The sequence below is a fragment of the Streptomyces sp. NPDC005811 genome (assembly GCF_040630405.1).
Lineage (GTDB): Bacteria > Actinomycetota > Actinomycetes > Streptomycetales > Streptomycetaceae > Streptomyces.
In genome coordinates this window covers 1-9,020 of the sequence record NZ_JBEXXK010000115.1, presented here as the reverse complement: position 1 = coordinate 9,020, position 9,020 = coordinate 1, and the positions used below count along the sequence as shown (strand labels likewise).

Below are 9,020 nucleotides of genomic sequence, written 5' to 3'. Positions count from 1 at the left end.
CTCGGTGTTCTCACTGTCGAGGTTGCCGGTGGGCTCGTCGCAGAGCAGCAGAGCGGGTTCGCTCATCAGCGCCTGCCTTGGCGTACCCGGCGGCGCCGAACCAGCCGATGACCGCGACCGGGACGACGGCGGGAATGCTGCTCGCCACCTCCTCGATCTGCACGGCGGCGAGCCGGCACCGGGCGCACTCCTCCAGGTGCTTGCGCAGTCCGCGCTCGGCCCGGGTGCGCAGCCGGCGGCGGGCGTAGCCGCCGAGCTGGTCGGCGTAGCGGGCGCACTCCTCGTCGCTGGTGAGGGTGGCGCTGACATGGGCCTGGAGGTAGGCCTGCTTGAGGCCCTCGCGGGCGCGGCTGGCGAGCACGCGCGTGCCGTTGGCGTCGAGGCCGAAGAGCATCGCGACCTCGCTCGGCGACTCGTCCTCGACCTCGGTGTGCCACAGCACGGCCTGCCAGCGCTCGGGCAGGGAGCGGAAGGCCTGCATGGCCATGGACCGCTCGGCCTCGTGCAGGGCGCGCACCTCGGCGCCGACCTCCAGTCCCGCGCCGAAAGAGCCCGGGGACGCCGTGTCGTCGGAGGCCTCCGAGGCGCGGCCGGCCTGGGCGGCGAACAGCGCGAAGTCGTCCACGAGCTGCTCGCGCTTCGCGGACCGGGTCCAGCCCGCGGCGACGCGGCGGACGGAGGTGAGCAGATAGGCGCGGACGGCGTACTCGGGTCCGGAGCCGCCGCGTACGGCCTGGAGCATCCGGGCGAAGACCTCGGCGGTGAGGTCGTCGGCGGTGTGGGCGTCCCGGCAGCAGGTGCGCGCGTAGCGGCGCACGGCGTCGGCATGGCGCCGGTACAGCTCCTCGTACGCCGTGTCGTCGCCCCCGCGCATCCGGGCGATCAGATCGCTGTCGGCGGCCGGCAGATCGCGGGGCGGCGGCAGGACGCCGTCCTCGGGCCGTTCCCACTGCGCGGGGACCCCGCCCGCCGGGGAGGTGCGTCTGCCCTGGCTCGGTACCTGTTCGTCCCGCCCGTCCCGCCCGTCAACGCCCATCGCGGAAAGCCCCCGCCGCCTGCCCTACCGGTCCCGACACCGGGTCAGAGTGCCATATTGGCTTTTGGTCAGGACCGGACGGGAGAGGCCGTCCACTCGTCCGTGGGGACCTGTCGCATTCCAGTACTAACCCTCACCCGTACGGGGAAGGTTCAACTGTCGTTCTGCGGGCATGAGTTGGGCCGCCAGAGTGAATTGTCCCGAATGTTCGACCGGTGCGGGTCGGGGCGAGAGCGTTGCCACGCCCCCGCCCCGCTCACCCCTTCGGGCGACCCGCGACTCCTCCCTCAGGAGGACGGCCGCGAGCGCAGCCCTTCGAGCAGGATGTCCAGCAGCCGCGCCGACGCCGCCGCCTGCTGCGCCGGGTCCGGCAGCGAGGGCGCCGCCGTCGCGATCACCAGCAGGACGTCCGACACCGACACGTCCGGCCGCAGCTCACCCGCGGCCCGCGCCCGCTCCACGAGCTGACCCACCACCTCGAGCAGCGCCGCCGCCCCGGCATCGTCCCCCAGGGACCCCACCGAGCCGACGGAACCGGCCGGGCCGCCCGTCGCCGCACCGTCCTCGGCGACCAGCCGCAGCTCACCACCGCCCGGCGGGGTCCGCTGCTGCGGCACCCGCGGCTCATCGGCCCCCGGACCGCCCACGCCGTCCTCGGCGAAGGCGCCGACCCGCAGCACCTGCGGCGGCAGCAGCCGCCCGGCGCCCGAGGCCACCGAGGTCCGCAGGAAGCGCGACAGCGCCGACCACGGCTCGTCCTCCTGGCCCAGCGCGGCCCGCGCCTGGCCGGTCAGCCGGGACGTCTCCTCCTCGGCTATCCGCCGCACCAGGACGTCCTTGCTCGGGAAGCGCCGGTACACCGTCCCCACGCCCACGCGCGCGCGTCGCGCCACGTCCTCCATCGGCGCGCCGTAGCCCAGCTCGCCGAACACCTCGCGCGCCGCCCGCAGGACGTGCTCGAGATTGCGCTGTGCGTCCACGCGCAGCGGCGTGGTCCGCGGGCCGTCCCCGCGTCCGTTGCCCACCGCCGCGCTCACGCCGCCGCCATGCGCGAGCGCGGAGGCGGACGACCAATGCGTGTCCTGAATATGCATGAATGATCCCCCGGTAATGACGTCTCCCCCCGGAGACTCTCCCCGCCATCAAATTCCGGGGTGCGTGGAACAGGGGACCGGTTCCCGGACCCGCCCGTCGCGGACCCGTGGAGCGCGCTTCCCCCTGACACCCCGTCGACACGAACATAGTTGAGAGGCAGTCAATTCAGAAGGGGCAGGTTCCGCACGGAGCGCCCCCCGATCGGAGTACGGGTCGTTTACGTCCCGAATGCACCCCCTCCCGCACCCCGGCGCACACCCTCTGACCTGCGTACCTGCCCCGCACACCGGTGTTTCGGCCAACCCCGCGTCCACTCGACCGGCGGTCACACAAATGGTCGGGGCTGTGGACAAACTCCGGCGCCGGGTGCGTCATGGGATGGTGAAGGAACGTGCGCGCATTCTCGTTGTCGGCGGTGGCTACGTCGGGATGTACACGGCACTGCGGCTCCAGCGAAATCTGAAACAGGAACTCGCCCGGGGCGAGGCGGAGATCACCGTGGTCACCCCCGAGCCGTACATGACCTATCAGCCGTTCCTCCCCGAGGCCGCCGCGGGCGCGGTCTCCCCCCGCCACGTCGTCGTCCCGCTGCGCCGCGTCCTGCCGCACTGCCGGGTCGTCGTCGGCGAGGTCACCGCCGTCGACCACGCCAAACGCACCGCCACCCTCACCACCCTGGCCACCGAGGAGGAGGGCACCGGCGCCCGGCAGCTGACGTACGACGAACTCGTCCTCGCGCCCGGCTCCGTCGCCCGCACGCTCCCCATCCCGGGCCTCGCCGACCACGCCATCGGCTTCAAGACCGTCGAGGAGGCCATCGGCCTGCGCAACCACGTCATCGAACAGATGGACATCGCCTCCTCCACCCGCGACCCCGCGATCCGCGACGCCGCCCTCACCTTCGTCTTCGTCGGCGGCGGCTTCGCCGGCGTGGAGGCGCTCGGCGAACTGGAGGACATGGCGCGCTACACCACGCGCTACTACCACAACGTCAAGCCCGAGGACATGAAGTGGATCCTCGTCGAGGCCTCCGACCGGATCCTGCCCGAGGTCGGCGAGGACATGGGCCGCTACACCGTCAGTGAACTGCGCCGCCGCAACATCGACGTCCGGCTGAACACCCGCCTGGAGTCCTGCGTCGACCGCGTCGCCGTCCTCAGCGACGGCGCCCGCTTCCCGACCCGTACGATCGTGTGGACCGCCGGTGTCAGACCCCACCCCGTGCTCGCCGCCACCGACCTCCCCCGCACCGCGCGAGGTCGGCTGAAATGCACCCCCGAGCTGACCGTCGACGGCGTCACGCACGCGTGGGCGGCCGGAGACGCGGCCGCCGTCCCCGACGTCACCTCCGCCGAGCCCGGCGCGGAGACCGCCCCCAACGCCCAGCACGCCCTCCGCCAGGCCAAGGTCCTCGGCGACAACATCGCACACGCGCTGCGCGGCGAACCCCTCGAGACGTACAGCCACAAATACGTCGGCTCGGTCGCCTCACTCGGTCTCCACCAGGGCGTCGCCCACGTCTACGGCCGCAAGCTCAAGGGCTACCCCGCCTGGTTCATGCACCGCGCCTACCACCTCAGCCGCGTGCCCACCTTCAACCGCAAGGCGCGCGTGCTCGCCGAATGGATCCTCTCCGGGCTCTTCAAACGCGAGATCGTCTCCCTCGGATCCCTCGAACACCCGCGCGCCGAGTTCGAACTCGCTGCCGGGGGAAAACCTTCTGACGAGTCCTCCGACGACCCGAAGGGGTTGTCCTGACCGATACAGGAACTCCCCCGGCCGCCCCCACGTCTGACGAATGTCGGCCCGGACCGTGGCCACCCTGCCAGACTGCTCCCTGCTCCTAGCCCACACCCACGAGGCTGTTCCCCAGTGCTCCACACCCCGGGTGCTGCAACAATGTGCGGCCACCGCCGCGCGGCCCCCGGAGCCCAGGCCGGGCCCGGAGCCGGCCGACGACGACTACACGAGGCAAGGATTCGTGAACTTCACGCGCTGGAGCTCCCGGCTCCCCGGAACTCAGCGCCGCGCCGCCGCGCGGGCCGAGCACACGGTCACCACCACGGACCGACGGAGCGAGGGCTCCGTACCCGCGGCCCGCGCCGAACAACTGACCGACGAACCGCCGCCCGTGCCCGACGTCGACGACCTCCCGGTCCGTGAGGTCCTCGACCGTGTTCCGGCCCTCGTCGCCCTCGTCCACGGCCCCGACCACCGCCTCGCCTACGTCAACGGCGCCTACACGGCGGCCTTCGGCGCACGCCCCTGCGGCCAACCGGCCGCCGAGGCCCTCCCGGAACTGCGCGACCTCGGGCTCATGCCCCTCCTCGACCAGGCCCTGCGCAGCGGCAAGCCCCGCACCCTGAAGTCCCGCAAGGCCCCCGACGGCCGCCACTACACCTTCACCTGCACCCCCGTGGCCGAGGACGCCGCCGACGGCACGGGCAGCGCCGACAGCGCCGGCAGAGCCGGCAGCGCCGTCCTCGTATTCGCCACCGACGTCACCGACCACGCCGAGGCCGCCGAACGCCTGCGCGCCAGCGAGCGCCGCCAGCGCGAGACCGCCGTCACCCTCCAGCGCTCCCTCCTCCCCCAGGAACTCGAACAACCGGACGACCTGCGGATCGCCGCCACCTACCAGCCCGGCGGCACCGAAGCCGCCGTGGGCGGCGACTGGTACGACGTCATCACCCTCGGCGGCGGCCGCACCGCCCTCGTCATCGGCGACGTCATGGGCCGAGGCGTCCGCGCGGCGGCCGTCATGGGCCAGCTCCGCACCGCCGTACGTGCCTACGCCCGCCTCGACCTCCCCCCGCACGAGGTCCTCAACCTCCTCGACGGCCTCGCCACCGAGATCGACGCCAACCAGATCGCCACCTGCGTCTACGCCGTCCACGACCCCAACGAGGGCCGCCTGGTGTACGCCTCGGCCGGCCACCTCCCCATCCTTGTCCGCGACGACACCGGACACGTCCAGCGCGCCGACGAACCCACCGGCCCGCCCCTCGGCACCGGCGGCTGGATGCACGCCTCCGGCTCCATCCCGCTCGGCCCCGGCTCCACCGCCGTCCTCTACACCGACGGACTCGTCGAACGCCGCGACGAGGATCTCGACGAAGGCATCGCCGCCCTGGAGCGCGCCCTCGCCGGTGCCACCGGCACCCCCCAGGTCGTCTGCGACCGCCTGGTCCGCTCGGCCGGCGTCACCGCCGACCACGACGACGACGTGGCGGTCCTGGTCCTCCAGCACCCCGCCCGCACCGGCGCCGACAGCGAACTCTTCCGCAACGCCGCCCTCGAACTCCTCGGCGGCGTCGAAGCCGCCCCACGCGCGCGTGCCTTCGCCTCCGGCGTCCTCACCAGCTGGCGCTTCCCCAGCGACCTCCACGACGCGGGCGTCCTCGCCACCAGCGAACTCGTCGCCAACTCCCTCCAGCACGGCACCCCGCCCATGCGGCTGCGCCTGCGCCGCACCGACCGCCGGCTGATCATCGAGGTCACCGACGGCGACGACCACCTCCCGCGCCGCCGCCGCGCCGAACCGGGCGACGAGTCCGGCCGGGGCATCGCGATCGTCGCCACCATCGCCTCGCACTGGGGCAGCCGACGCACCCCGGGCGGCGGAAAGGCGGTGTGGTGCGAGTTCGTCCTGCCGACGGCCTAGGCGAATCCGCTCCCCGGTGCTAATTGCTTCCTAATGGCAGACGCAACGGGCTTTCACCTCAAGGGAAGCGCCCCCGAGCGCTACGAACACTACGTCGCGCCCCTCATGGCGCCCTTCGTCACCGCACTCGTGGACGCCGCGGACCTCTTTCCCGGCGCCACCGTCCTCGACCTCGCCTGCGGCACCGGCTTCGCGGCCCGTGCCGCGGCCGCCCAGGCGGGTCCCACCGGCCGCGTCGCCGGCGCGGACGTCAACCAGGGCATGCTCGAGATCGCCGTAGCGTGCCACCCCCGCCTCTACCCGGACATCGAGTTCACCGCCGCCTCCGCCGACGACCTCCCCTACCCCGACGCGACCTTCGACGCCGTCCTGTGCCAGGAGGGCGCCCAGTTCTTCCCCGACCTCGACGCGGCCCTGCGCGAGACGGCCCGTGTCACCCGCCCCGGCGGCCGCTTCGCCGCCACCGTCTGGTCCCACCTGGACGACTCCCCCTACTTCCTCGCCCAGCAGCGCGCCGTCGAGCAGCACGGCACCCCCGAGAACGCGGCCGCCTTCAGGTCGGCCTTCGCCGCCGCCGACCGCCTGACCACCTCCCTGACCGGCGCCGGCTTCCACGACCTGGCCCTGCGCGAACTGACCTTCGCGATCAACCTGCCCCCGCTGGAGGACTACGTCCCCGGCCACCTGGCCGCGATCCCCTGGGGCCAGGCGCTGATCGAGACCGCGGGAGAAGACGCCCTCACCCGGGCGGCCGACACGATCCGCGCCCACCTCCCCACCGACACGACGACCTTCCCCTTCAGCGCCACCCTGGTGACCGCGATCCGCTGATCACACAAACGCTGCTCGCGCGTGGAAAAAGGGCGGCCGTCGTCCCTCCCAGGAACGACGGCCGCCCTCACCGGCTCAGCACCTCAGCCCGCCGGCTCAAGCCGGCACCTCAGGCCTGCGCCTCCGCGGCCACGGGCCCCACAGCGGCCCCACCCTTGGCCACCACCCGGTTCCGCGCCAACCACGGCTGATCCTGTACGGCGGTCAGCTGCCGCCCCAGTCGCAGCGCCAGGTAGGTGATCCCGAGCGAGAACAGCAGGAACGTCACGATGTACGGCGCGTGCAGCGAGGCCCCCATCGGCCCGCCCACCGCCGGGCCCACGGCCAGCGCGAGCTGCTTCACCAGGGCGAACGCGGAGTTGTACTGCCCCGCCATCCCGCTCGGCGCGAGATCGGCCACCAGCGGCGCCACCGTCGGCGACAGCATCGCCTCACCCAGCCCGAACAGGGCGTACGTCGACACGAACGCCGCCGTCGCCATCTCCTGGCTCCCGTGCCCCAGCCCGGCGTACCCGGCCACGACCCACGCCACGGCCCAGAGCAGCCCCACGGCCGCGATCACCCGCGACCGCTTCTGCCGCTCGACGAACCGCAGCACGGCGAACTGGGCGACGACGATCATGGCCGTGTTCGCGGCCAGCGCCGTACCGAGCGCCGACGTCGAGATCCCGACGGCCTCGACCCCGTAGGCGCTCAGCCCGGACTCGAACTGCCCGTAACAGGCGAAGAACAGCACGAAGCCCAGCACGGACAGCTGCACCATCGCCCGGTTGCCGAGCAGCTGCCGCCAGGCGCCCCGGGCCGACTGCCGGGGCGCGTCCCCGACCCGCGGCGCGGACGGCACCCGCACGGTCGCCATCACCACGGCCAGCAGTAGGAACATCGCCGCCTCGATCGAGAACAGCAGCGTGAACGACGACACGCGCGTGGCGTCCACGAGATGCCCGCCGATGAGCCCACCGACGCCCAGCCCGAGGTTCTGCAGGAAGAACTGCATGGCGAACGCCCGCGACCGCGTCTCGGTCGTGGAGCAGTCCACGATCATCGTCGCCAGCGCCGGCTGCATCACGGCCTGCCCCGCCCCCAGCGCCGCGGAGGCCGTCAGTACGGCGGTGGCGGTACCGGCCAGCCCCAGGCCCAGGGCGCCGACGGCAGCGGTGACCAGGGCGGCCAGCAGGACCGGCAGTGGACCGCGCCGCACGATCGCCCGTCCGGCGAACGGCAGCACGATCAGCGCGGCCACGGCGAAGACGGCGAGTACGAGCCCCGCCGTCATGGCCCCCAGTCCCCGCACCTGCGCCACATAGACGTACAGGTAGGGGACCGTGAAGCCGAGCCCGAAAGCGCTGAGTGCGTTGCCCACGTGGATCCGGCGCATCGCTGCGCCCTTGGCCCTGGTCACGTTCACCTCTCTCACTAGTTAGGAGTGAAGACTTCAAAGCTAAAGTTCGAAGCTAAAGAATACAGATCGAAGGACTTCAAGGCAAAGGAGGTGCATGCGATACTGCGCACATGGCCGAGACCCCCGGCGTCACAGAGCCGACGCTCGAAGAACAGATCGCCGCCTACCAGCGAGAGTTCCGGGGTCTCGACCCTCAGGTCGAGAAGATCGTCTCGGCCCTCTCCCGGCTCAACCGCCGGATGAACGTCGCGTACGGCCGTCAGACCGCCGAGCTGGGCATCAGTAACGCCGAGTGGGAGGTCCTCAAGGCTCTCGTCCTGTCCGGCGTCCCCTATCGCCTCGGCCCCAGCGACCTGGCCAAGCGCCTCGGCCTGACGCCGGCCGCGATGACCCACCGGATCGACCGCATGGTCACGGAGGGACTGGTGACCCGGGAGCGGGACGAGTCCAACCGCGTGCGCGTCATCGTGGAGCTGACGCCGGAGGGGAGGGAGAAGTGGCTGGAGGCAATGCGCCTGGCCAGCGTCTTCGAGGAGGACCTGCTCCAGGACCTCTCCGCCGAGGAGCGCACGACGCTCGGAGACGTCCTGACCAGGCTCCTGCGCCGGGTGGAGCACGCCCAGCCGGACGCCGGCGGGCGCCTCAGCGACCTGGACTGACCCGGTCAGAAAAGATCTTGACACGGGGTGGTTGACGCGCCTCCTTGGGGCGCGTAGAGTTCTTCGGGTTGTCGGGGAGCCGGAACGGTTCTTCGATGACACCTCCGCCGCAGCAGCGGCACCTCACACCAACAGCACGATCTCCCAACGGGGTCGAATTCGGCGTGCCCGAATTCAATTCGATTTGGGGTCGGCGGCTCGATTAGGAACTGCCGAGCGGATCCGCTAAGGTTTGAGACGTCGGAACGGCCGAAGGGCCCGGAAGACAAGCCCCCTGACTGGGAATCAGACGCCGAAAGGATCTGATAGAGTCGGAACCGCCGGAAAGGGAAA

At 72.0% G+C, this 9,020-nt stretch carries 6 protein-coding genes and 1 pseudogene; 4 read left to right on the top strand and 3 right to left on the bottom strand.

Annotated features, from left to right (window positions below; all coding sequences use genetic code 11):
• Positions 1-73: 73 nt before the first annotated feature.
• Both ABZ490_RS51695 and ABZ490_RS51690 read right to left on the bottom strand, forming a co-directional pair.
• Positions 74-1,036, bottom strand: a pseudogene (locus ABZ490_RS51695) (sigma-70 family RNA polymerase sigma factor); the annotation flags it as partial.
• Between the two features lie 287 nt (positions 1,037-1,323).
• Entirely contained in the window at positions 1,324-2,130 is an 807-nt protein-coding gene (locus ABZ490_RS51690; protein ID WP_359007898.1) for a helix-turn-helix domain-containing protein, read from the bottom strand.
• 379 nt (positions 2,131-2,509) lie between these two features.
• Between ABZ490_RS51690 and ABZ490_RS51685 the strand changes: the two genes are divergently transcribed.
• From ABZ490_RS51685 to ABZ490_RS51675, 3 genes are all read left to right on the top strand, one after another.
• Entirely contained in the window at positions 2,510-3,889 is a 1,380-nt protein-coding gene (locus ABZ490_RS51685; protein ID WP_359007895.1) for an NAD(P)/FAD-dependent oxidoreductase, read from the top strand.
• Between the two features lie 223 nt (positions 3,890-4,112).
• Entirely contained in the window at positions 4,113-5,795 is a 1,683-nt protein-coding gene (locus ABZ490_RS51680) for a SpoIIE family protein phosphatase (RefSeq protein ID WP_359007892.1), read from the top strand.
• A 33-nt stretch (positions 5,796-5,828) separates the two neighbouring features.
• Positions 5,829-6,626: a methyltransferase domain-containing protein gene (locus ABZ490_RS51675; RefSeq protein WP_359007889.1), complete on the top strand. Its 798-nt coding sequence runs from the start codon at positions 5,829-5,831 to the stop codon at positions 6,624-6,626.
• Positions 6,627-6,735: 109 nt separating this feature from the next.
• Here the strand turns inward: ABZ490_RS51675 and ABZ490_RS51670 are convergent, their stop codons facing one another.
• Complete coding sequence (locus ABZ490_RS51670) at positions 6,736-8,028, bottom strand: MFS transporter (RefSeq protein WP_359007886.1); 1,293 nt, start codon at positions 8,026-8,028, stop codon at positions 6,736-6,738.
• A gap of 110 nt (positions 8,029-8,138) precedes the next feature.
• Here ABZ490_RS51670 and ABZ490_RS51665 point away from each other — a divergent pair, with 110 nt between their 5' ends.
• Positions 8,139-8,687 (top strand): MarR family transcriptional regulator, encoded by a 549-nt coding sequence (locus ABZ490_RS51665; protein ID WP_359007882.1) that lies wholly within the window; start codon positions 8,139-8,141, stop codon positions 8,685-8,687.
• The last annotated feature ends 333 nt before the right edge of the window (positions 8,688-9,020 follow it).